The organism is Microbacterium sp. K35, from assembly GCF_004794375.1.
Taxonomy (GTDB): domain Bacteria; phylum Actinomycetota; class Actinomycetes; order Actinomycetales; family Microbacteriaceae; genus Microbacterium; species Microbacterium sufflavum.
Genome location: NZ_SSDM01000334.1, coordinates 1 through 19,528, shown reverse-complemented (window position 1 = coordinate 19,528; position 19,528 = coordinate 1). Strand labels below are relative to the sequence as shown.

General features: G+C 72.0%; 22 protein-coding genes and 1 pseudogene. 11 read left to right on the top strand and 12 right to left on the bottom strand.

Annotated elements, in window-relative coordinates; all coding sequences use genetic code 11:
* Window positions 1–93 precede the first annotated feature (93 nt).
* Genes DW299_RS13275 through DW299_RS13260 form a run of 4 tightly spaced genes read left to right on the top strand, consistent with a single transcriptional unit; the run spans window position 94 to window position 3,514 of the window.
* A complete protein-coding gene (locus tag DW299_RS13275) occupies window positions 94–1,320 on the top strand; it encodes a glycosyltransferase family protein (RefSeq protein WP_240745410.1) in 1,227 nt (408 codons plus the stop codon).
* 4 nt (window positions 1,321–1,324) lie between these two features.
* A complete protein-coding gene (locus tag DW299_RS13270) occupies window positions 1,325–1,660 on the top strand; it encodes a thiamine-binding protein (protein WP_136036879.1) in 336 nt (111 codons plus the stop codon).
* Between the two features lie 9 nt (window positions 1,661–1,669).
* Entirely contained in the window at window positions 1,670–2,899 is a 1,230-nt protein-coding gene (locus tag DW299_RS13265; protein WP_136036878.1) for an MFS transporter, read from the top strand.
* Between the two features lie 9 nt (window positions 2,900–2,908).
* Window positions 2,909–3,514: an NUDIX hydrolase gene (locus tag DW299_RS13260; protein WP_136036877.1), complete on the top strand. Its 606-nt coding sequence runs from the start codon at window positions 2,909–2,911 to the stop codon at window positions 3,512–3,514.
* 2 nt (window positions 3,515–3,516) lie between these two features.
* On the opposite strand, the gene metX is transcribed toward DW299_RS13260, so the two are convergent.
* Both metX and DW299_RS13250 read right to left on the bottom strand, forming a co-directional pair.
* The gene (gene metX / locus DW299_RS13255) at window positions 3,517–4,722 is read right to left on the bottom strand and encodes a homoserine O-acetyltransferase MetX (protein ID WP_136036876.1); all 1,206 of its coding nucleotides are present in this window, start codon (window positions 4,720–4,722) and stop codon (window positions 3,517–3,519) included.
* 106 nt (window positions 4,723–4,828) lie between these two features.
* Complete coding sequence (locus tag DW299_RS13250) at window positions 4,829–6,151, bottom strand: bifunctional o-acetylhomoserine/o-acetylserine sulfhydrylase (RefSeq protein WP_136036875.1); 1,323 nt, start codon at window positions 6,149–6,151, stop codon at window positions 4,829–4,831.
* 208 nt (window positions 6,152–6,359) lie between these two features.
* On the opposite strand from DW299_RS13250, the gene DW299_RS13245 reads away from it, so the two are divergent.
* The 4 genes from DW299_RS13245 to DW299_RS13230 all read left to right on the top strand — a co-directional run bounded on the left by DW299_RS13245 (window position 6,360) and on the right by DW299_RS13230 (window position 9,146).
* Window positions 6,360–6,962 carry a hypothetical protein gene (locus DW299_RS13245; protein ID WP_136036874.1) on the top strand — a complete coding sequence of 201 codons (603 nt, stop codon included), beginning with the start codon at window positions 6,360–6,362 and terminating at the stop codon, window positions 6,960–6,962.
* Between the two features lie 63 nt (window positions 6,963–7,025).
* Window positions 7,026–7,808, top strand: a complete 783-nt coding sequence (locus DW299_RS13240; RefSeq protein WP_168442850.1) for an SDR family oxidoreductase — start codon at window positions 7,026–7,028, stop codon at window positions 7,806–7,808.
* The gene (locus tag DW299_RS13235; protein WP_136032616.1) at window positions 7,808–8,524 is read left to right on the top strand and encodes a uracil-DNA glycosylase; all 717 of its coding nucleotides are present in this window, start codon (window positions 7,808–7,810) and stop codon (window positions 8,522–8,524) included. Before DW299_RS13240 ends, DW299_RS13235 begins: the two co-directional genes overlap by 1 nt.
* Before the next feature lie 4 nt (window positions 8,525–8,528).
* Complete coding sequence (locus tag DW299_RS13230) at window positions 8,529–9,146, top strand: GNAT family N-acetyltransferase (protein WP_136036873.1); 618 nt, start codon at window positions 8,529–8,531, stop codon at window positions 9,144–9,146.
* Window positions 9,147–9,149: 3 nt separating this feature from the next.
* On the opposite strand, the gene DW299_RS13225 is transcribed toward DW299_RS13230, so the two are convergent.
* The 6 genes from DW299_RS13225 to DW299_RS13200 all read right to left on the bottom strand — a co-directional run bounded on the left by DW299_RS13225 (window position 9,150) and on the right by DW299_RS13200 (window position 15,106).
* A complete protein-coding gene (locus tag DW299_RS13225) occupies window positions 9,150–9,947 on the bottom strand; it encodes an ABC transporter ATP-binding protein (protein ID WP_136032612.1) in 798 nt (265 codons plus the stop codon).
* The gene (locus tag DW299_RS13220; RefSeq protein ID WP_136036872.1) at window positions 9,944–10,735 is read right to left on the bottom strand and encodes an ABC transporter ATP-binding protein; all 792 of its coding nucleotides are present in this window, start codon (window positions 10,733–10,735) and stop codon (window positions 9,944–9,946) included. The genes DW299_RS13225 and DW299_RS13220 overlap by 4 nt, the downstream gene beginning before the upstream one ends.
* Window positions 10,732–11,601: an ABC transporter permease gene (locus tag DW299_RS13215; protein ID WP_136036871.1), complete on the bottom strand. Its 870-nt coding sequence runs from the start codon at window positions 11,599–11,601 to the stop codon at window positions 10,732–10,734. The genes DW299_RS13220 and DW299_RS13215 overlap by 4 nt, the downstream gene beginning before the upstream one ends.
* Window positions 11,598–12,548: an ABC transporter permease gene (locus DW299_RS13210; protein WP_136032606.1), complete on the bottom strand. Its 951-nt coding sequence runs from the start codon at window positions 12,546–12,548 to the stop codon at window positions 11,598–11,600. The genes DW299_RS13215 and DW299_RS13210 overlap by 4 nt, the downstream gene beginning before the upstream one ends.
* An 18-nt stretch (window positions 12,549–12,566) precedes the next feature.
* Complete coding sequence (locus DW299_RS13205) at window positions 12,567–14,087, bottom strand: ABC transporter substrate-binding protein (RefSeq protein WP_136036870.1); 1,521 nt, start codon at window positions 14,085–14,087, stop codon at window positions 12,567–12,569.
* 92 nt (window positions 14,088–14,179) lie between these two features.
* Window positions 14,180–15,106: an alpha/beta fold hydrolase gene (locus tag DW299_RS13200; protein ID WP_240745409.1), complete on the bottom strand. Its 927-nt coding sequence runs from the start codon at window positions 15,104–15,106 to the stop codon at window positions 14,180–14,182.
* A gap of 177 nt (window positions 15,107–15,283) precedes the next feature.
* Here DW299_RS13200 and DW299_RS13195 point away from each other — a divergent pair, with 177 nt between their 5' ends.
* From DW299_RS13195 to DW299_RS13185, 3 genes are read left to right on the top strand one after another with little or no spacing between them, the layout of a single operon-like run.
* Window positions 15,284–15,760 carry a carboxymuconolactone decarboxylase family protein gene (locus tag DW299_RS13195; protein WP_136036868.1) on the top strand — a complete coding sequence of 159 codons (477 nt, stop codon included), beginning with the start codon at window positions 15,284–15,286 and terminating at the stop codon, window positions 15,758–15,760.
* Window positions 15,757–16,470 (top strand): tyrosine-protein phosphatase, encoded by a 714-nt coding sequence (locus DW299_RS13190; RefSeq protein ID WP_136036867.1) that lies wholly within the window; start codon window positions 15,757–15,759, stop codon window positions 16,468–16,470. The genes DW299_RS13195 and DW299_RS13190 overlap by 4 nt, the downstream gene beginning before the upstream one ends.
* A 52-nt stretch (window positions 16,471–16,522) precedes the next feature.
* The gene (locus DW299_RS13185) at window positions 16,523–16,993 is read left to right on the top strand and encodes an SIP domain-containing protein (protein ID WP_136032596.1); all 471 of its coding nucleotides are present in this window, start codon (window positions 16,523–16,525) and stop codon (window positions 16,991–16,993) included.
* A gap of 1 nt (window position 16,994) precedes the next feature.
* Here the strand turns inward: DW299_RS13185 and DW299_RS13180 are convergent, their stop codons facing one another.
* The 4 genes and pseudogenes from DW299_RS13180 to DW299_RS19170 all read right to left on the bottom strand — a co-directional run.
* Window positions 16,995–17,438, bottom strand: coding sequence for a Fe-S oxidoreductase (locus DW299_RS13180; RefSeq protein WP_240744603.1), 444 nt, complete (start codon window positions 17,436–17,438; stop codon window positions 16,995–16,997).
* Window positions 17,435–18,238: an arginase family protein gene (locus tag DW299_RS13175; RefSeq protein ID WP_136036866.1), complete on the bottom strand. Its 804-nt coding sequence runs from the start codon at window positions 18,236–18,238 to the stop codon at window positions 17,435–17,437. Before DW299_RS13175 ends, DW299_RS13180 begins: the two co-directional genes overlap by 4 nt.
* 66 nt (window positions 18,239–18,304) lie before the next feature.
* Window positions 18,305–19,051 (bottom strand): PspA/IM30 family protein, encoded by a 747-nt coding sequence (locus tag DW299_RS13170; RefSeq protein ID WP_136032592.1) that lies wholly within the window; start codon window positions 19,049–19,051, stop codon window positions 18,305–18,307.
* A 59-nt stretch (window positions 19,052–19,110) separates the two neighbouring features.
* Window positions 19,111–19,528: pseudogene (locus DW299_RS19170) on the bottom strand (TPM domain-containing protein); the annotation flags it as partial.

Below are 19,528 nucleotides of genomic sequence, written 5' to 3'. Positions count from 1 at the left end.
GGGTGGGGGCGGCACGGGCCACCCGATCGTCGCGCTGGACGTGGCGGAGGCGCTGCCCCTCGCGATCGCGGACGTCCTGTCGTGACCCGGCGCGTGCCCGCCCGGACGATCGCGCTGTGGGCCGCGTTCCTCCTGGTGCATCTGCTCACCGCGCTCGCGGGGTGGATCTACCCGAGCCAGCCGATGGGCGACGTCGTGCTGGTGTACGAGCCCTGGTCGTCGGCGGCGCTCGGCGGCGGCCCGGTCGTGGGCGTCACCGAACCGTGGGTGTACCCCCAGCTCGCGCTGCTGCCGATGCTGCTCGCCGGGCTCCTGGCCACCCCGCTCGTGCCCCTGCTCGGCGTCTCGTCCGCGTACCTCGTGGCCTGGGCGGTGCTGGTGGGCGTGCTCGACGCTGTCGCGTTCGCCGTGCTGGTCGGGCGTCGTCCGGGCCGGGCGCGCACGGCCGCGGCGTGGTTCTGGTGCGCCGCGCTCCTGCTGCTCGGACCCGTCGCGCTGTACCGGATCGACGCGGTCACCGTGCCGATCGCGGTCGTCGCCGGCCTGTGGCTGCTATCGCGGCCCGCGCTCGCCGCTGCCCTCCTGACGGTCGGCGCGTGGATCAAGATCTGGCCGGGCGCGCTGCTGCTCGCGGCGGTGGAGGCCGGGCGCCGACGGTGGCGGCAGCTGCTGGCGGCGCTGGTGGTCACGGCCGTCGTGCTCGGGGGGCTCGTGCTGCTCGGTTCCCGGTCGGAGATCCTCGGGTTCCTCACCGCGCAGACCGGTCGCGGCCTGCAGATCGAGGCGGTCGCGGCGACGCCGTTCCTGTGGCTCGCGGTGGCCGGTGCCGCCCGCATCGAGTACAGCTTCGACATCCTCACGTTCCAGATCACCGCGCCGGGCGTCGATGCGGTCGCCGCGGTCCTCACGCCGCTGATGGCCGTGGCGGTCGTCGCGGTCACCGCCCTCGGGGCGGTCAAGGCCACGCGCGGTGCGGTGTTCGGCCGGTTGTTCCCGCCGCTCGCGCTCGCGCTCGTGACGGTGCTGATCGTCGGCAACAAGGTGGGGTCGCCGCAGTTCCAGACCTGGCTTCTCGCGCCCGTGATCCTCTGGATCGTGTGGGACAGGGCGCGCGCGACGGTGCCCGCCGTGCTGGTGCTGGCGCTGTGCCTGGTCACCTGCCTGATCTACCCGCTCACCTACGACGCGCTGCTGCGGGCCGAGCCCGTGCCCGTGCTGCTGCTCACGCTGCGCAACGTGCTGCTCATCGTCCTGACCGTCGTGAGCTTGCGCGCCGTCCTGCGTGTTCCCGCCGTCCGTCCCCCTCGAATCAAGGAGTGAACCCATGCTGATCGCCTTCTCCGTCGCCCCCAGCGGCACACCGGCCGACGGTGCCGTCGACCGCTCCGACGCCTCCGTCCACGACGCGGTGGCCGCCGCCGTGCGCGTGGTGCGGGCCTCCGGACTCCCGCACCGCACGACGAGCATGTTCACCGAGATCGAGGGCCCCGACTGGGACAGCGTGATGGACGTGGTCAAGCGTGCGACCGAGGCGGTCATGCCGTTCGGCTCCCGCGTGTCCCTCGTGCTCAAGGCCGACATCCGTCCGGGGTACTCGGGCGAGCTCGACGCGAAGGTCGAGCGCCTGGAGGCGGCGATCGACGAGGCCGACGCCCGCTAAGCTGAACCGGTGAATCCCTCGACCGCATCGAGGGGTGCGGCGAAGAGGGCGCTCCTCTCTCTCGCCATCGGCAGCTTCGGCATCGGCATGACCGAATTCGTCGTGATGGGGCTGCTCCCGAACATCGCCGCCGACCTGCTGCCGTCCGTCTGGGCGACCAGCCAGGAGGAGGCGCTGAGCCAGGCCGGCTGGCTGATCTCGCTCTACGCGCTCGGCGTGGTGATCGGCGCGCCGACGATCGCGGGTTTCGTCGCCCGGTTCCCGCGCCACCGCGTGATGATCGTGCTGGCGCTCGCGCTCGCCGTGTTCAACGCGCTGACCGTCGTGCTGCCCACGTTCGAGCTGGTCGGTGCATCGCGGTTCCTGGCGGGCCTGCCGCACGGCGCCTACTTCGGGATCGGCGCGCTCGTGGCCGCCGAGGTGATGGGTCCCGGCAACCGCGCGAAGGGCGTCGCCTTCATCCTCACCGGGCTCACGGTCGCGAACGTCGTGGGGGTGCCGCTGGGCACGTTCCTCGGGCAGCAGTGGGGCTGGCGTGCCGCGTTCGCCGTCGTCGCGCTGGTGTTCGCCCTCGCCACGCTCTGCATCGCCCTGTTCGTGCCCGCGCACCCGGGCGACCCCGGTCGCACGATGCGCGCGGAGCTCGGGGTGTTCCGCATCGGACAGGTGTGGTTCACGCTCGGCGTCGGCGCGATCGGCTTCGGCGGCTTCTTCGCCGTCTACAGCTACATCGCGCCGCTGGTCACCGAGGTCGCGGGGTCGCCCGAGTGGGCGGTGCCGATCGTGCTGGTGCTGATGGGGCTGGGCATGACCGCGGGCAACCTGGTCGGCGGGCACCTCGCCGACATCGACCTCCGGCGCACGCTGCTGGGCGGCCTGGCCGCGATGGGCGTCGTGTTCGCGCTGCTGGCGGTGCTGTCGTTCTGGATCGTGAGCCTCGGCCTGCTGGTGGTGCTGGTCGGCTTCGTCTCGTCCGTGCTCAGCCCCACCATCCAGACGCGGCTCATGGACGTCGCGGGCGACAACCAGTCGATCGCCGCGGCCATGAACCACTCCGCGCTGAACGTCGGCAACAGCCTCGGCGCGTTCCTGGGCGGCGTCGTGATCGCACTCGGCTGGGGCTTCACCGCTCCCGCGTGGACCGGCGCCGCGCTCGCGGTCGCCGGACTGCTCATCGCGCTGCTGTCGTACCGGGTGGAGGCGCGTCGCGCCCCAGCGGTCGTCGTACTCGCGTCGTAGAGTGACGGGGTGACGATCCCCGACGATGAGCTGCCGCTGGCGGGGACGGCCGTGCTGCTGCGACCCGCCGACGAGGGCTTCCGCGTGCTGCTGCTGCGGCGGCCGGAGCGCGGCTCGTTCGCCGGTGCCTGGGTGTTCCCCGGCGGTAAGGTCGAGCAGGGCGATCGCCGTGACGGCGCCGACCGCGTGGACGATGCGCGGCGGGCGGCGGTGCGCGAGACCGCCGAGGAGGTGGGCCTCGTGATCGACGGGCTCGTGCCCCTGTCGGAGTGGCGGCCGCCCGCGGAGGCTCCCGTCCGCATCCGCACCTGGTTCTTCCTCGCCGAGGCTCCGCGGGCCGAGGCCGTGCCGTCCGAGGCGGAGGTCGCGGAACTCGCCTGGGTCACCCCGGCGGAGGCCCTCGGCCGACACGCGTCGGGGGAGTGGACGCTGTTCCCGCCCACCTGGGTCACGCTGCACCGGCTGTCGATGCACGACCGGGCCTCCGCGGCGCTCGCGTCGGCCGGGGCGGCGGAGCTGTTCCAGACGCGTGTGCTCGACGGCGGGCGGGCCTTCGCGTGGGAGCAGGGCACGCTGCACGCCGCGGCACGTCCGTGGAGCTTCGCCCCGGCGTGAGCTCAGGCGTCGAGGAGGCGTCGCAGCTGCGTGCCGACCGCGTCGGTCTCGATCAGGAAGCCGTCGTGGCCGAAGTCGCTCGCCAGCACCACCGCGTCGTCGTCGAGCACGGTGGGGATGCTGCGGGCGATACGCTGCTGGCCGTCGACGGGGAACAGCCGGTCGCTGTCGATGCCGAGCACGAGGGTCGTGGCCGTCACCGCGCGCAGCGCCTCCTCCACACCACCGCGACCGCGCCCCACGTCGTGCGAGTTCATGGCCTCGACCAGGGTGATGTAGCTGTTGGCGTCGAACCGGCGCGTGAACTTGTTGCCGTGGAAGTCGAGGTACGACTCCACCGCGAAGCGCCCGCCGTGCCCGAGCGGTGACACGTCGGACTGCCACGACCGCTGGAACCGCTGGTTGAGCTCGATCGGGCTGCGGTAGTTCAGCAGGGCCATGCGCCGGGCGAGGGCGAGGCCGCGGTGGGGGCCGTCGCCGTCGGAGAGGTCGTAGTACTCGCCGCCCTGGAAGCGCGGATCCATGCGGATGGTCTCGAGCTGCACCGTGTTCAGGGCGATCTGGTCGGCCGTCGTCACCGGTGGCGAGGACAGCACGGCGAGCCGCTCGACGCGGGCGGGATGGGTGACCGCCCACTCCAGCGCGTGCATGCCGCCCATCGAGCCGCCGATCACCGCCGCCCAGGTGTCGATGCCGAGCGCGTCGGCCAGGCGCACCTGCGCGGCCACCTGATCGCGGATCGTGAGGTAGGGGAAGCGCGACGCCCACTCGTAGCCGTCGGGGGCGATGCTCGCCGGTCCGGTCGAGCCCTGGCAGCCGCCGAGCATGTTCGGCGCGATCACGAACCACCGGTCGGTGTCGAGCGCCGCGCCCGGCCCGACGATGTCCTCCCACCAGCCGGCCGTGGGGTGTCCGGCTCCTGCCTCGCCGCGCACGTGGCTGTCGCCGGTGAGCGCGTGGAGCACGAGCACGGCGTTGTGCCGTGCGGCGTTCAGCTCGCCCCAGGTCTCGTACGCCAGCCGGATGCCGGGGAGCTCGGCCCCGCTCTCGGTGCGGAACGACCCGAAGGCGGCGAAGCGGCGCCCGCCCACGGGGTCTCCGTCGCGCCATGCGCCGGTCGCGGGCGGTCGGGCACGGAGCAGACGGACGTCGGCCTCCGTCACGGGTGCCGACGGCACCGTGTCCTCGGAGGTCGTCTGCCAGTCCATTCCCCCATTCTCGCCTGGCGGGCGGCGCTCCGGCGGCAGGTTACGCGGCGGGGACGACGGATGCCCCGGACCGAGGGGTCCGGGGCATCCGTGCGAGACGGTCCGCTCAGGCGCGGGCGGCCTCCGAGACGGCGCGCGCGGCGGCGAGCGCCTGGTCGAGGTCGGCCTTCAGGTCGTCGATGTTCTCGAGCCCCACCGACAGACGCACGAGGCCAGGCGTCACACCCGCCGTGAGCTGCTGCTCGGGCGTGAGCTGCGCGTGCGTCGTGGAGGCGGGGTGGATGACGAGCGAGCGCACGTCGCCGATGTTGGCGAGGTGGCTGAACAGCGACAGGCTGTTGACGAACTCGCGACCGGCCTCCACGCCGCCCTTGAGCTCGAACGACAGCACCGCGCCGACGCCCTTCGGCGCGTACTCATTCGCCTTGGCGTACCACGGCGAGGAGGGCAGACCCGAGTAGTTGACCGACGCGACGTCGTCGCGGCCGTCCAGCCACTCGGCGATCTCCTGGGCGTTCTGCACGTGGCGCTCGATGCGCAGCGACAGGGTCTCCACGCCCTGGATGAGGTTCCAGGCGCTCTGCGGCGAGATGGAGGAGCCGAGGTCGCGCAGCAGCTGCACGCGGGCCTTGATGATGTAGGCGAGCGCGTCGCCGACCGCGGCCGTGTAGCTCGCGCCGTGGTACGAGGGGTCGGGCTCGGTGAGGCCGGGGAACTTCTCGACGTTCTCCGACCACGCGAAGCGGCCGCCGTCGATCACGACGCCGCCGATGGTCGTGCCGTGGCCGCCGAGGAACTTGGTGATCGAGTGGACGACGATGTCGGCGCCGTGCTCGAACGGGCGGATGAGGTAGGGCGTCGCGATCGTGTTGTCGACGATCAGGGGGACCCCGTTCTCGTGCGCGATGTCGGCGACCGTGCGGATGTCGAGCACGTTGATCTGCGGGTTGCCGATGGTCTCGGCGAAGAACAGCTTGGTGTTCGGGCGGACGGCGCGGCGCCACTCCTCGGGGTCGTCCTGGTTCTCGACGAACGTGACCTCGATGCCGAGCTTGGCCAGCGTGTACTTGAAGAGGTTGTAGGTGCCGCCGTAGATCGAGCTGGAGGCGACGAAGTGGTCGCCGGCCTGGGCGATGTTGAGGATCGCGAAGGTCGAGGCCGCCTGGCCGCTGGACAGGACGAGGGCGCCGGTGCCCCCTTCGAGGGCCGCGAGGCGCTGCTCGAGCACGTCCTGGGTCGGGTTCTGGATGCGGGTGTAGATGTTGCCGAACTCGGCCAGCGCGAACAGGTTCGCGGCGTGGTCGGCGTTGTCGAACACGTACGACGTGGTCTGGTAGATCGGCGTCGCACGCGCCTTCGTGACCGGGTCGGGTGCGGCGCCCGAGTGGATCTGCTTGGTCTCGAAACGCCAGGTCTCGGGTGCGGACATGTGTTCCCCCTGGAACGGTCGGAAGTCGGATGGCTGGTGCCCTTGCAGCGAGAGTACGGAACTTCCCCCGCTGTCAACAGCGGCCGGGAAATGTGACGTAACACAGCGCCCCTCACCTCGAGCGGAGGACGCAGGTCTTCCGCCCGGCCGCGGTGCCGGATACCGTACCTGCCAGGCGCGGCCGACGGGCCGGCGGACAGGAGACCCCATGACTGTCGACGATCTCGGTGCGGGCGCACACGATGACGAACCCCGGGGCCTGCCCCGCCGGACCGTGCTGGCGGGCGCGGTCTGGTCCGTGCCGGTGATCGCGCTGGTGACCGCCGCGCCGGCCGCGGCGGCGTCGGCCGAAGGGCTGGGCCGATTCGTGATCGAGACCATGCAGGGCGGCACCTGGGTGGACCCGCAGTACTACGGCGCATCGATCCAGCTGCGCAACGACGACACGCAGGCGGCCACGATCCCGGTGGCGGACATCACCAGCGGCACGGTCACCGTCACCATGAATCGAGCCGACGTCGGCGCGCTGCAACCGGTCGTCATCGCGAACGCCGGCGGGTCGAGCCCGTCCGTTCCCGCGCTCCCGGCGACCGACCCGACCTGGACCGCGGGGGGCGTGACCGACAACGGCGACGGCACCGTGACGTACACGCTGGCGTACGTGGGCAGCGTCGCGGGGCAGGGGGTCACCCACGTCACGTTCGGCATCCTCGGTCCGACGCCGCTGAACTCGGGTATCCCCGTGACGGTCACCTCGACCGGGAGCCCCAGCGACGGCACCGTGCACACGCGCACCGCCACGCTGTTCTGACGTTCGCGGCACCACGGCGATCGTCGCTCGGGAATCGGGTGAGGACATCGTACGGTGGAGGGCATGGCGAACAGACGTGCAGTGGTGACAGGGGCGAGTTCCGGGATCGGCGCGGCGACGGTGCGCGCGCTGCGGGGGCGGGGATGGGACGTGGTCGGCGTCGCCCGCCGGGAGGACCGCCTGCGGGCCCTGGCCGCGGAGACCGGGGCCTCGGTGATCGCGTGCGACCTGACCGACGGTGCCGCCGTGTCGGCCCTGGTCGGAGAGCTCGAGCGTTCGGGTCCGCTGCACGCGCTGGTGCAGGTCGCCGGGGGCGCGCGCGGGACGGACCGCGTGGAGGATGCCGCGATCGACGACTGGCAGTGGATGTTCGACGCGAACGTGCTGGCCACGCAGCGCCTGGTCGCGGGGCTCCTGCCCCTCCTGCGGGCGACGGCCGAGGTGGACGGGCACGCGGACACGGTGTTCGTGACCTCGACCGCCGCGCAGACGGCGTATCCGGGCGGGGCGGGGTACAACGCGGCGAAGGCGGCCGAGGGCATGCTGGTGCGGGCCCTGCGCCAGGAGCTCAACGGCGAGCCCATCCGGGTCGTGGAGGTCGCGCCGGGGATGGTGCACACGGAGGAGTTCACGCTCAACCGTCTCGGCGGCGACGCGGTCGCGGCGGAGGCGGTGTACGCCGGGGTCGAGGCGCCCCTCCTGGCCGACGACGTCGCCGATGTGATCGCCTACGCGCTGGGGGCTCCCGCACACGTCAATCTCGACCTGATCACGATGCGCCCGGTGGCGCAGTCCGCCCAGCACCTGCTCGCGCGGGGTCCGCTGCGCGTGCGGACCGCGGAGTGATGGCGGGCCGCGGCCTCGCCGAGCTCGCGCGCGACGGACTGATCGATCCGGGCTGGGCGGAGGCTCTGGCTCCCGCGCAGGAGCGGATCACCGCGCTCGGCGAGCGGCTCCGTGCGGAACAGGCGGCCGGTCGCGGCTACCTTCCCGCGGGCGAGAACGTGCTGCGGGCGTTCCAGCGGCCGCTGTCGGAGGTGCGGGTGCTCATCACGGGGCAGGACCCGTACCCCACGCCGGGGCATCCGATCGGGCTGTCGTTCGCGGTGGACCGCCACGTGCGACCGCTGCCGCGGAGTCTGACGAACATCTACAAGGAGCGCGAGAGCGACCTCGGTCTCCCGCCCGCGCCGCACGGCGACCTCACGGCGTGGAGCGACCAGGGCGTGCTGCTGCTCAACCGGGTGCTCACCGTGCAGCCGGGCGCGGCGGGCTCGCACCGCCGCTGGGGCTGGGAGGAGGTGACAGAGCTCGCGATCCGTGCGCTCGTCGCCCGGGACCAGCCGCTCGTCGCCGTGCTGTGGGGCAGGGACGCCGCGAACCTCCGTCCGCTGCTCGGCGACACGCCGGTGATCGAATCCGCGCACCCGTCGCCGCTCTCGGCGAGCCGCGGCTTCTTCGGTTCGCGGCCCTTCTCCCGCGCCAACGCGCTGCTGGCGGAGGCGGGCGGCGACCCGGTGGACTGGCGGGTGGAGGGCGAGGCGGAGGCGTCCCTAAGCTGAGCGCATGCAGTTCGAGCCGGGGGACCGTCGCCGGGTGCTGCCGCGCCATCTGCGACCGGCACCGGCTCCCGAGGTCTTCGCGTACGCCATCCGGCCCGCGCGTCCCGCCGACCTCCCTCACGTGCGCGAGATCTACAACCACTTCGTGAGCAACTCGGCGGTCACGCTCGACGAGCGCCGCAGCACGATCCCGTCCTGGCGGGAGAAGTATGCGCTGCTCGACCGTCTCGGGCTCCCGTTCCTGGTGGCGGTGTCGCCATCGGGGGCCGTGCTGGGCTACGCGGTGGCGCAGCCGTGGGCGGGCAAGAACGCGTACCGCTACACGGTCGAGGACTCGATCTACCTCGGCCCGGGGGCGGGCGGGAAGGGGCTGGGGTCGGCGCTCCTGCAGGCGCTCATCGAGGCGTGCGAGCAGCGCGGCATCCGCGAGATGGTCGCGGTGATCAGCGACCGCGGGGCCGAGGCGTCGATCCGGTTGCACGAGAAGCTCGGCTTCGTCGAGGCGGGGCGGATGGGACGTGTCGGACACAAGTTCGGCCGCGACCTCGGCACCGTGTATCTGCGCCGGGCGCTGCGCCCGTCCCGTCCGCGTCGCGGCGCGCTGTTCGGCCGCTCCCGCTGAGCCTCAGCCCTCCGCAGGGCCGGGGATGACCGGGATCGCCGCCAGCAGCGCCCGCGTGTAGTCGTGCGCGGGGTGCAGCAGCACGTCCGCCGTCGCACCGCGCTCGACGATGCGGCCGTCCTTCATCACCACGACCGTGTCGCACAGGTTCTGCACCACGCCGATGTCGTGCGAGACGAGCAGCAGCGTCAGCTCGGAGGTCGCCTTGAGCTCGCGCAGCAGGTCGAGGATCTGCGCGCGCACCGTGACGTCGAGGGCGGACAGCGGCTCGTCGCCCACGAGGATGCGCGGTCGATGCACGATCGCGCGGGCGAGGGCGATGCGCTGCCGCTGCCCGCCGGAGAACTCGTGCGGGTAGCGGTCACCCATGTCCGGCTCGAGCCCGACCTGGGCGAGCACTTCGCGTACGCGTGCCCGGTGGTCGCCCTCGATGCCCAGGGCCCACAGGGGCTCCCGCACGATCTGGCCCGCGGTCATGCGGGGGTCGAGCGACGCGTACGGGTCCTGGAACACGAGCCCGGTCTGCCGTCGCAGCCAGTGCAGCGCCCGGGCGGAGGCCGCGGCGTCGACCGCACGACCGTCCACCGCGACCGTTCCGGCGGTCGGGCGGTCGAGCCCGAGGAGCAGCCGCACCAGGGTGGACTTGCCCGACCCCGACTCGCCGATGATGCCGACCGACGACCCCTCGACCACGTCGAGGTCGGTGGGCTCCAGCGCGGTCTGCCGCCGCGTGCGCTCGAAGGTCGTGCGCTTCGGTACCACGAAGTCCCGCCGCAGGCCGCGTGCCTCGATCAGGCTCATGCCGCACCGCCTTCCGGCCGCCACAGGGTGGCGGTCGCATCGCGCAGCAGCCCCTGCGTCACGGGGGAGGCGGGGGTGCTCAGCAGGGTCGACACGGGTGCGGCCTCGACGACCCTGCCGTGTTCGAGCACCACGCCCGCGGTCGCCACCTGGGCCAGCACCGCGAGGTCGTGCGTGATGAACACGAGCGACATGCCCTCGTCTTCCACGAGCCCCAGCAGCAGGGACAGGATCTCCGCCTGGATCGTCACGTCGAGCGCCGTGGTGGGTTCGTCGGCGATGAGTAGCCGAGGGCGGCAGGCGAGGGCCATCGCGATCGCCACCCGCTGCCGCTGCCCGCCCGAGAGCTGGTGCGGGTAGCGGTCGACGATGGTCTCGGGGTCGGGGAGCCGCACGCGTGCCGCCTGGGTGATCGCGCGCTCCCTGGCCTCGCGCTTCCCGAGACCCTGGTGGATGCGGATCGACTCAGCGATCTGCCGCCCCACGGTACGGATCGGGTTCAGGGCCGTGCGCGGCTCCTGGAACACGATGCCGATGTCGTCGCCGCGCAGCCGCGCGAGCTCCCGGTCGGGAAGTCCGATCAGCTCGGTGCCGTCCCAGCGGATGCTGCCGTGCGCGGTCGCCCCGTCCGGGAGCAGCCCGAGCACCGCAAGCGCTGTGAGCGACTTGCCGGAGCCGGACTCGCCGATCAGCCCGACCCTGGCGCCATCGGGCACCTCGAACGACACGCCGTCGACCAGGCGTCGCCCGTCGAGCTCGACGACCAGGTCCTCCACCACCAGGCTCACGCGACCACCGCCGGGGTGTGCGTCTCAGCGGCGCGGTGCCGCAGGGTCGGGTCGGTCGCCTCGCGCAGTCCGTCGCCCAGCAGGTTGAGCGCCAGCACGGTGAGGGTGATGGTCAGTCCCGGCCAGATGACCGTGAGCGGGTGCACGCCGATGTAGCGCTGCAGATCGGCGAGCAGCAGACCCCAGCTCGGCTCGACCACCGAGGCGCCGAAGCCGAGGTAGGACAGGCCGGCCTCGGCGAGCACGGCCACCGCCATCGACCACGACAGCTGCACGATGAACACCGGGGCCACGTTCGGCAGCAGGTGGCGCACGAGCGTCTGCGCCGGTGTCAGCCCCGAGGCGCGGGCGGCGAGGATGAAGTCGCTCTGCTGCACGCGGCGCAGCTCGGGGCGCGTGACCCGGGCGATGTTCACGCCGAACCCGATGCCGACCGCCCAGATGACGACCCACAGCGACCCGCCCCAGACCGACGAGATCATCATGGCGATGAGCAGCACCGGGAACGCGATCAGGATGTCGACGAGCACGGCCACGGTCTCGCGCACGAGCCGCGTGGTGAGCGCTCCGAGGGCCGCGAGGACGATGCCGACGAGCGTGGCGATGAGGCCGGCGCCGACACTGACGAACACGGTCGTGCGGGCACCGGCCATCAGCAGACTGAGGATGTCGCGCCCGGTGTCGTCGGTGCCCAGCAGGTGGGGGAGGCCCGGCGGCAGCCAACGGCCGCCGATGTCGGAGGCGCGCGGGTCGAACGGCGTCCAGAACAGCGATACGAGGGCCGCGAGCGCGATGACGGCGACCACGATCAGGCCGAAGCGTCCGGTCGCGGTCTGCCACAGCCGGTGCAGCCAGCGGGGGGTCATGCGGCCTCCCGCTGTCTCGGGTCGATCGCGCGATGCAGCAGGTCGACCACGAAACCCACGACCAGGACGAACCCGGTGAGCACGAGCAGCTCGCTCTGCACCTTGATCAGGTCGCGCGTGCCCACGTCGGCCACCAGCATCCGGCCGATGCCGGGCAGGGTGAACAGCTGCTCGATCACGACGGAGCCGACGATGATCCCGGCGACCTGGAGCCCGAGCACCGTCACGATCGACAGCCCGACCGCCGGGATGCCGTGCTGGATCAGGGCGCGCGTGCGGGTGAGCCCTTTGGCCGCGGCCGTGCGCACGAAATCCTGACCGGCGGCCTGGAGCGTGGCGCTGCGCACGAACCGCATGAGCATCGCGCCCTCCACGATCCCGATGGTCAGCGCGGGAAGCAGCAGCGCCTCGATGGCCCGGCCCGGTGTCGACCAGCCGGTGCGCGGAAAGCCCTGCGGCGGGAGCCAGCCGAGCCACACGGAGAACACCACGATCAGCATCATGCCCGCCCAGACCACCGGAACGGCCGCGAGCGCCTGCGCACCGACGCTGAGCGCCGTCCCGCCGCGCCGGCCGCGCAGAAGGGCCGCGAGGATTCCGAACGGCACGGCGATGAGCACCGCGATCAGCAGCGACAGCAGGCCGAGCGGTACCGTGACCTGCGCCTTGAGCAGCAGCTCCTCGCCGACGGACGCGCCGGAGAGGAGGGAGGTGCCGAGGTCGCCGCGGAAGATGCCGCCGATCCAGTCGGTGTACTGCGCGAGCAGGGGACGGTTCAGGCCGAGCGACTCGCGGAGGGCTTCGACCTCGGAGGGCGAGGCCTGGGTCCCGGCGATGAGCTGGGCGACGTCACCGGGGAACACCCGGAGGGTCAGGAAGATGAGCGCGCTCGACACGAGGAGCCCTGCGATGAGCAGGGCCCCTCGGACGAGCGCGTAGCGCAGCACGGGGTCGGAACCGGGCGCTCAGTCGGCGCTGCTGACGGTGACGTCCGCCAGGTTGATGCGCGAGTTGATCGAGTCCTCCGGGAAGCCCGAGACGATCGGGCTGACCGCGGTGATGGTCTCGCCGTTGTACAGCCAGTCGGCCGCGTGGTCCTCCGACACGATGCGGGCGGCCTGGGCGAGCAGCTTCGCCGAGGCGTCGGGGTCGACCTCGGCCAGCGCCTGGGCGTACAGGTCCTGCACCTCGGCGTTGTCGTAGCCGAAGTAGTAGTCCGGGTTGGCGAAGTTGCCGAAGTCGCGCGGCTCGACGTGCAGCACGAAGCTGAGGTCGTAGTCCTTGTTGGTGTAGACGTCTTCGAGCCAGGTCGGGAACTCCACCGAGTCGACCTCGAGGTTCACGCCGACCTTGTCGAAGTCGGAGATGAGCACCTTCGGGACGGTCGTGCCGTAGAACGAGGGGATCGTGAGCGTGAGGTCGAGGTCCTCCTGCCCCGCCTCGGCCAGCAGCTCCTTCGCGCGCTCCGGGTCGTAGGAGATCACGTCGGAGAGGTCCTCGTAGCCCGGGTCGAGCTCGGGGATCGGCCCGTACAGCGGGGTGCCGGCTCCGACGGCCTCGATCAGCGCGTCGTGGTCGATCGCCAGGCGCAGCGCCTCACGCACGCGCACGTCGTCGAGCGGCGCCTTCTTGTTGTTGAACGCGAGCGTGGCCTTGTCGGTCGTGCGGCCCTTCGTGAGGGTGAAGTCGCCGGAGTCCTCCAGCTGCGACGCGAGGTTCGGGTCGACGGCGGTGAGCACGTCGACGTCGCCGGCGAGGGCCGCGTTCACGCCGGCGGTGAAGTCGGGGATGTACTGGAACTCGACCTCGGCGACGCTCACCGGGTCGCCCCAGTACTCGTCGTTGCGCGCGAACGTGATGGTGCTGCCCTTGTTCCAGCGCGAGAGCGTGAACGGGCCGGTGCCGTTCTCCGCGGTCTTCAGATCGGTCGTGTCGCCGGTCTTGAACACGAGTCCGGCCGGGCCCGTGAGTGCGAACAGGAAGTTCTGGTTCGGCGCGGACAGCACGATCTGCACGGTGGTCGGGTCGGGGGCGGTGATCGAGGCGACCGACGCGAACTCGGCGTTGCCCTGCACGGTGGCGTCGGTGCGCACGGTCTCGTACGACGAGACGACGTCGGCGGAGGTCAGGGGAGTGCCGTCGTGGAAGACGACTCCGTCGTTCAGCGTGAACGTGTAGGTCAGCCCGTCGTCCGACACCTCGTAGTCCGAGGCCAGACGCCCCTCGATCTCGTTCTCCTGTGTGCGGCTGACGAGGCCCTCGTAGATGTTGTCGATGAGGATCTGCTCGAGGGCGGCGCCGCTCGTGTGGCGGATGTCGAGGTTGGTGGGCTCGAGCACGAGCCCCACGTGCAGCGTCGCGTTCGAATCGGGCTCGCCGGTCCCGGTGGAGGGTCCGGGCTCTGCGGAGCCGGAGCAGGCGCTGAGCACGACGGCGGTGGCCGCGAGTGCGGAGATCAGCGCGAGGCGTCGGTGACGAAAGAACATGGGTGTTTCCTCTCGGTGCGGCAGGTGCTGTGTGCCGGTGGGACGAGCCTAGGGTTGCGGGGAGGTGCGGGGGTCGGCGACGGAACGGAACGTCATATTCCGCCGGTCGCCGACGTGGTGCGCGAGGTCAGGAGCGCAGCCAGCTCGGCGGGCGCGGTCTCCTGCACGTTGTGGGTGGCGTCGAGCACCACCACGCGGGCGGCGGGGAGGCGGCGCTGCAGCTCGGCGGCGTCCTCGGCGCTCACGAAGCCCCGCTCCGCCCGGACCAGCGTCAGCGGGGAGCGCACGCCGGCGAGGTCGTCCCAGCCGGTCTCGTGCAGGACGGACGGGGCGGCGGGGGTGCCGGGGTCGTGCGCCGACAGCGCCTGCGCCGCGAGGTGGGCGAAGTGGTGCTTCCACTCGATCCGGCCGTCGTCGCGCACACGCGTGTTGAGGAAGACGCCGCGCTCGGTCTCGGGGCGGGTGCCGCCGAAGCCGAGCGCCATGGCCTTGTCGACCAGCTCGTCGCGGGTGGCGAAGTCGGTCGGGCCCTCGTAGAACGCCCGCAGCGCCGCGGGGCCGGCGGTCACGTCCACTCCCGGCGTGATGTCGACGACCACGAGTTCGGCCACGAGGTCGGGGCGGGCCGCGGCGAGGGCGGCGCCGGTGAGCCCGCCGAGGGACTGGCCGACGACCACCTGCGGCTGGGTCGTCCAGGCGTCGAGCGCGGCGGCCACGTCGGCGGCGAGCACGCGCGGGGTGTAGTCGGCGTCGTCGCGCCACGAGGAGTCGCCGTGACCGGCGAGGTCGATCGCGAGCACCGGCTGCTGCAGGGCCAGCGCGGTCGTGTCCCACGTGTGCGCGTTGAGCCCGGCCCCGTGCAGGAGCGTGATCCGGGGCTCGCCCGTGCCGAACCGGAGGGCGCTGAGGGTGCGGCCGTCCGCGAGCGGTAGTGTCAGGCGCTGCACCTCCGGGAGGGGGACGCCGAGCGCTTCGGCCTGTGCGGGAAGATAGGTGAACTCGCTGGTGTCGATCGCCACGGGGCTATTCTGCGCCCCTGCCGTGCCGACGCGGAAATGCGAGAGCATTGTGACAAGAAGCTGCGGTCGATTACTTCTTGTTTCGATGAGCATCATGGCGAGTAGCTTGGCCTTCTGCATTTCCGGGTGTGCGCGCTCGCCGGTCGCTGCGCCTCGACCGCGCCATATCATGGAGGCATGACCGAACAGCGCGTGCATCTCTCCAAGACCGAGCCGGCTGCGTATCAGGCCCTCGACGCGTTCTCCAAGACGGTCGGCTCCATCTGTGCGGCGAACGGGATCGATGACCGGCTCAAGGAGCTCGTCATGATCCACTGCTCGCAGTTGAACGGGTGCAGCTATTGCACGCGCATCCATGTCGATCGCGCGGCCGCCGCCGGGATCGACGCCGACACGCTCACGCAGATCCCCGTGTGGCGCGAGAGCGGCGTCTTCAGCGACCGGGAGCGGGCGGCGCTCGAGCTCGCCGAGGCGTTCACGTTCATCGCGGAGGACGGTATCTCCGATGAGGTGTACGACCTGGTCGGCAGCGTCTTCACCGAGAAGGAGTACGCCGCGCTGAGCTGGGCCTGCGTATCGATCAATGCGTTCAACCGCATCGTCATCGCCGGTCGCTACCCGGTGCCGCCGCGCACCGCACCGGCCGCGTCATGACCGTTCTCGACGTCGAGGGCGTCTCGAACGTCCGAGACGTGGGCGGGATGCCGGCGGAAGGCGGGCGCATCCGCTCGGGTGTGCTGCTGCGGTCCGGTCAGCTCTCCACCGCGACGCCCGCCGGGGCGGCTGTCCTGCGGGACGCCGTGGCGCGCATCGTGGATCTGCGCGACGGGGAGGAGGTCGCCGCGGAGCCGAGCGAGATCGAAGGGCCGGAGACGACGCACCTGCCGCTCTTCCTCGGGTCGGTCCGCTCCTTCTTCGAGTCGGACGTGAGCCTCGACGACCTGTACCTTCACCTGCTGGAGGAGAGCGGCGACCGGTTGGTGGAGGCCGTCCGCATCATCGCCGCCGGCGACCCGACCCTGGTGCACTGCACGGTGGGCAAGGACCGCACCGGGGTGACCGTCGCGCTCGCCCTGTCGGCCGTCGGCGCCGATCGGGAGGCGGTGATCGCGGATTACGCGCTCACCGAGTCTCAGCTGCCGCCGGAGCGCTCGCGGCGCATCGCGGAGTATCTGCGCTCACAGCACCCGGAGGCGGTGCACGCGGTGGCCCTCGCCACGCAGTCGCCCGCCGACGTCATGCGACGGCTGCTCGCGCAGGTCGATGAGCGCTGGGGCTCGGCGGCGGGATACCTGCGCGCCAACGGCATGACCGAGGGCGAGCTCGACGCCCTGCGTGCCGCCCTGGTCGAGCCCATCGACTGAGGTCGCGGAGGAAGGTTAGGCAAGCCTTCACTTGGTGTAGCATGGAGCCATCATGACCACCTCGCTCGAGATCCGCGGAGCCCGCGCTGCACGTCGTGCCGCGCGTCGCCGCGCCCACCACCTGGTGACGGCCGATGAGCACTCCCTCGCGGAGCTCGAGGCCTTCCTGGCCACGCTGCCCCTGTGCGCCTCCGGTCGCATCTTCATCGAGGTGCCCGAGGTGTCCGACATCGGCGTGATCGAGGCACCCGGTCGCATGACCGTCACCTGGCTCGCGCGCGGACAGCGCTCGGGAGCCCCGGGCAGCGGTCGCGCCTGCACGGCGGGACAGGCGCTCGCCCGTGCCACCTGCGCCTGGGCCGACGAGATGATGTGCGACGACGAGGTGGAGACCCACGTCACGCTGCTGGGCGGCTACCTCGGCACGGCCGACATCGTCGAGCACCTCACCGGCGCCCTCGGCATCGCCCCCGGTCTGATCCACGCACCGGAGCGCTTCGGCCTCCTGCCGATCGCGCGCTGACTCAGCGCGGACGACGGACGTAGTTGCCGTCTTCCAGCCCCGCCTCGATCTCGAAGCGGTTGCGCAGCGGGTCGCGCCCCGCGAACAGGTACAGCACCGGCATCAGGAACCCGTAGCGCAGCCACTGCTCCTTGTGCACCGCCTCGTGTCGCAGGACCGCGTCGCTCGGCGGTTCGTCACCGGTGAGGAAGCAGCCACCGACGCACACACCGCCACGGTTGAACGTCCACGAGGGCATGCCGCGGAAGATCCACAGGCCGTTGCGTCGCTCGACCCGCCCCGTGCTCCACAGGGAGCCCCAGAGCCAGCCGACGGCTGTGCCCCAGGCGTAGCCCAGGCGGCTGATGGGGGAGCGCAGCAGGAACGCGGGGATGCGACGATCCGCACGCCGCCCGCGGCGCAGCCGTTCGGCGGCCTCGTCCTGCCAGCCCTCCGGCGGCGTCACGCGACCGCTCCGACCAGGCGCAGCAGCGCGCCCAGATCGTCGACCGCGTCGGCGGGGGACCGCGGCGCGAAGCCGGCGATCGTCGCCCCGGCCAGCGGGACGCTCTCCCGCAGGCGGCGGATGGCGGCGCTCAGGGCGGCGGGAGACACCCCGAACGGCACCGCGGAGGACACTCCGGCGAAGGCGGCGGGGTCGAGCACGTCGACGTCGATGTGGACCCACACGCGGCGGGCGCCCGTGGCCCGCACCGCGGCGGCCAGTGCGTCCGGATCGTCGAGATCGGCGACCGACAGACCGGTGAGCGCGGCGAGCGGATCGACCTCGGCGTCGTCGACGTTTCGGATACCGACGGTCACGACGCGCTCCCGCGGCACACCGGGGGACAGCGCGAGCTGCTCCTCGCCCTCGCCGAGCACCGCGCGCAGCGCCATGCCCGAGAAGGCGCCGGACGGGGAGGTCTCCGGCGTGTGCAGGTCGGCATGCGCGTCGCACCATACGACCGCCACATCGTCCGTCTCCCCGGGGAGCGCGGCGAGTGCCGCGACCGTGATGCTGCAGTCGCCGCCGATCAGCACCGTGTCGGCCGTGAGGTGCTCGCGCACCAGCTCGCGCGTCCGCTGCAGGGCGCTGAGGCGTCGCACCCCCGTCCCGAGGGACTCGCCCGCCTCGACGGGCACCTCCAGCACAGTGGTCGCCGCGCGCGGGAGATCGCCGGCGATCGCCGACGCCCCGTCGACCAGGAGCATCGCCCGCGCGGCGGGCGAACCCTGCCACTGCGGCACGACGAGGAAGCGGACCATGGGAAGACCTCTCGACAGCGGAAGTGCTGATGCCCCGGGCACGCGGCCCGGGGCATCAGCGAGGGATCAGGAACCTTCGAGTGCCTGACGGGGAGCAGCGCCCCCGGCCTTGAGCTCGGCCAGGCGCGCCTCGACCTCGGTCAGTTCGCCGAGGTCCTCCAGGCTCTCGAACTGCGCATCGAGGCTCGACGCGGCCAACTCGGCCTTGCCCTGCGCGATGGCCTCCTGGCGGCGGACCTTGTCCTCGAAGCGGCCCAGCTCGCTGGTCGGGTCGAGCACGTTGATCGAGCTCACCGCATCCTGCACCTTGGTCTGCGCCTCGGCGACCTTGGCGCGGGCGAGCAGCTCGCTGCGCTTGTTCTTGAGCTCGTTGAGCTTGTCCTTCATGCCGTTGAGGCCGGTCTTGAGCTTGTCGACGATCTCCGTCTGCGCGGCGATCTGCGGCTCCGCGCCGGTCGCCTCACGCTCGGCGCTGATCTGGCGCTGCAGGGCGATCTTGGCGAGGTTGTCGAACTTGTCGGCGTCGGCGGTGTTGCCGGCACCGCGCATCTCATCGGCCTTGCGGCTCGCGGCGAGGGCCTTGTTGCCCCACTCGGTGGCGGCCTGCACGTCTTCCTCGTGATCGCGCTCGAGCAGACGCAGGTTGCCGATGGTCTCCGCGATGGCGGACTCGGCGTCGGCGATGCTGTTGGTGTAGTCGCGGACGAGCTGGTCGAGCATCTTCTGCGGGTCTTCCGCAGAATCCAGGAGGGCGTTGATGTTCGCGCGGACGAGGGTGGAGATCCGTCCGAAGATGGACTGCTTGGCGGTCATGCGTGGTTCCTTTCAGAGGGTCGTCGTAAAGAGCGTGTCGTACGTGTCTGTGCGGGGGATCAGAAGCGTCGCCCCCCGGAGCGTCCGCGGCTGCCTCCGCCTCCGAAGCCGGAGCTGCGGAAACCGCCGCCGCCGGAGGAGCGCCAGCCGCTGCTGCTGCGACGCGAGGACCCGCCCCCGTCGCCCGCCAGCAGTCCGCCGATGATCCCGCCGAGGATGTCGCCGCCGATGCCGGAGCCGCCCGAGCCGGTCGAGCCGCCGAAGAGCCCGCCCCAGCTGTCGTCGGCGGCCACGGTCGGGCCGTACGAGCGCACGTCGGACTCGGCCGCCGCGGTCGCCTGTCTGGCGAGGTCGAGCGCCCTGGTCGCCTCGGCGAGTGCCCGCTCGACGTCGGTCGTGCGCAGGCTCAGCGCCTGCGTGAGTGCGGCCTCGGCGCTCGCGAGGCGCGTCCGCGCGGCGGAGCCGACCGTGCCGCGG

What these genes read in the sequence shown, in the direction of transcription:
- DW299_RS13270 (WP_136036879.1), top strand. Translation starts at nt 1,325, where the DNA reads ATGCTGATCGCCTTCTCCGTCGCCCCCAGCGGCACACCGGCCGACGGT.
- metX (WP_136036876.1), bottom strand. Translation starts at nt 4,722, where the DNA reads ATGGACTGGCAGACGACCTCCGAGGACACGGTGCCGTCGGCACCCGTG.
- DW299_RS13250 (WP_136036875.1), bottom strand. Translation starts at nt 6,151, where the DNA reads ATGTCCGCACCCGAGACCTGGCGTTTCGAGACCAAGCAGATCCACTCG.
- DW299_RS13245 (WP_136036874.1), top strand. Translation starts at nt 6,360, where the DNA reads ATGACTGTCGACGATCTCGGTGCGGGCGCACACGATGACGAACCCCGG.
- DW299_RS13240 (WP_168442850.1), top strand. Translation starts at nt 7,026, where the DNA reads ATGGCGAACAGACGTGCAGTGGTGACAGGGGCGAGTTCCGGGATCGGC.
- DW299_RS13235 (WP_136032616.1), top strand. Translation starts at nt 7,808, where the DNA reads ATGGCGGGCCGCGGCCTCGCCGAGCTCGCGCGCGACGGACTGATCGAT.
- DW299_RS13230 (WP_136036873.1), top strand. Translation starts at nt 8,529, where the DNA reads ATGCAGTTCGAGCCGGGGGACCGTCGCCGGGTGCTGCCGCGCCATCTG.
- DW299_RS13225 (WP_136032612.1), bottom strand. Translation starts at nt 9,947, where the DNA reads ATGAGCCTGATCGAGGCACGCGGCCTGCGGCGGGACTTCGTGGTACCG.
- DW299_RS13215 (WP_136036871.1), bottom strand. Translation starts at nt 11,601, where the DNA reads ATGACCCCCCGCTGGCTGCACCGGCTGTGGCAGACCGCGACCGGACGC.
- DW299_RS13205 (WP_136036870.1), bottom strand. Translation starts at nt 14,087, where the DNA reads ATGTTCTTTCGTCACCGACGCCTCGCGCTGATCTCCGCACTCGCGGCC.
- DW299_RS13195 (WP_136036868.1), top strand. Translation starts at nt 15,284, where the DNA reads ATGACCGAACAGCGCGTGCATCTCTCCAAGACCGAGCCGGCTGCGTAT.
- DW299_RS13190 (WP_136036867.1), top strand. Translation starts at nt 15,757, where the DNA reads ATGACCGTTCTCGACGTCGAGGGCGTCTCGAACGTCCGAGACGTGGGC.
- DW299_RS13185 (WP_136032596.1), top strand. Translation starts at nt 16,523, where the DNA reads ATGACCACCTCGCTCGAGATCCGCGGAGCCCGCGCTGCACGTCGTGCC.
- DW299_RS13175 (WP_136036866.1), bottom strand. Translation starts at nt 18,238, where the DNA reads ATGGTCCGCTTCCTCGTCGTGCCGCAGTGGCAGGGTTCGCCCGCCGCG.
- DW299_RS13170 (WP_136032592.1), bottom strand. Translation starts at nt 19,051, where the DNA reads ATGACCGCCAAGCAGTCCATCTTCGGACGGATCTCCACCCTCGTCCGC.